This is a genomic window from Burkholderia sp. Bp8963 (assembly GCF_003854275.1).
Classification (GTDB): Bacteria; Pseudomonadota; Gammaproteobacteria; order Burkholderiales; family Burkholderiaceae; genus Burkholderia.
The window spans coordinates 1-1,228 of the sequence record NZ_QTQP01000151.1; the positions used below are offsets into that span (position 1 = coordinate 1).

At 57.4% G+C, this 1,228-nt stretch carries 1 protein-coding gene; it reads right to left on the reverse strand.

Annotation, left to right across the window (positions count from 1 at the left end; all coding sequences use genetic code 11):
- Nucleotides 1-7: 7 nt before the first annotated feature.
- On the reverse strand, nt 8-1,168 hold the full coding sequence (locus tag DID96_RS37735; RefSeq protein WP_124604394.1) for an IS30 family transposase: 1,161 nt from the start codon (nt 1,166-1,168) through the stop codon (nt 8-10).
- Between the last annotated feature and the right edge of the window lie 60 nt (nt 1,169-1,228).

Here is a 1,228-nt window from a genome sequence, read left to right on the forward strand (position 1 = left end):
TGCGGATTCAACCCGTCGATGCAACGAATTGATGAAAACGCTCAGCCGGTGTATCAAAGTCTAGTGTTTTTCGCGGACGCTCATTAAGCCGCCTGGCAACAGCGTTGAGCTTGGCCTGGGAATAGGCCGAGAGGTCGATCCCCTTTGGGAAATACTGTCTGAGGAGCCCATTTGTGTTCTCGTTCGAACCCCGTTGCCAAGGGCTCTGCGGATCACAAAAGTAGACCTTGATGTCGGTGGACACGGTGAAGCGCGTGTGATCGGCCATCTCTTTGCCCCGGTCCCAGGTCAGTGATTTGTAGAGTTCCTGAGGAAGCTTGCCGGCGTGCCGAATCAACGCATTGATGACCGTTTCTGTATCCTTGCTGCCGACCTTCACTAGCATCACGAAGCGGCTCTGACGCTCGACGAGCGTGGCAATCTGACTGTTCGCGCTGCCGAACAGCAAATCGCCTTCCCAGTGGCCCGGTATCGCGCGATCCTCAACGGTCGCGGGGCGCTCACTGATCGGGACAGTGTCGCAAATTCTGCCGTGGCCATCCGTCTTCATTGTGTGATGACGCGAACGGCGCATGGCTCGCGAGCGCCGTAAATGCTCGAGCAATTCCTTTTTGAGCGCACCACGAGCTTGTATGTAGAGGCTGCGGTATATGGTCTCGTGCGACACCTGATAGTCCCTGTTGACCGCGTACACGTGCTTGAGCCAACCGGCGATCTGCTCGGGCGACCACTGCAGCCGGAGCTTGCTTGCCACGACCTGGGCAAGTTCCCGGTTCCTGACGAGCTTACAGATTTGTGGGCGACGGGCTCGTTCCCAAGCAAGTTCGTCAGCATTGTTCGCCCGATAGCCCGGCATACCTCCGTTCCGCTTGAGCTCGCGGCTAATGGTCGACGGAGCACGTCCGATTCGATTCGCAATCGCGCGAATCGAATCGCCAGCAACCACTGAACGTGAGATCTCCTCCCGCTCGGCAAGGGTCAGTGCCAAGCTCGAACGGTGCCGTTGCTTTGGCTGTATGCCGCCCGCTTCCGCCAGAATCTGTTGTACCGAGGAATGGTTCCGATCAAACAACTGAGCGATCTGCTGCAGCGACTCGCCCGTGCGCCAACGCTCCCACATTAACGCCTTCTGGGTATCTGTATAGTAGATCCGCCGTCTCTGTTTCATGGCAACACTCCTTGCTGCTATGCAGCCTCAAGTGTGTTGCATCGACGGGTTGAATCCGCA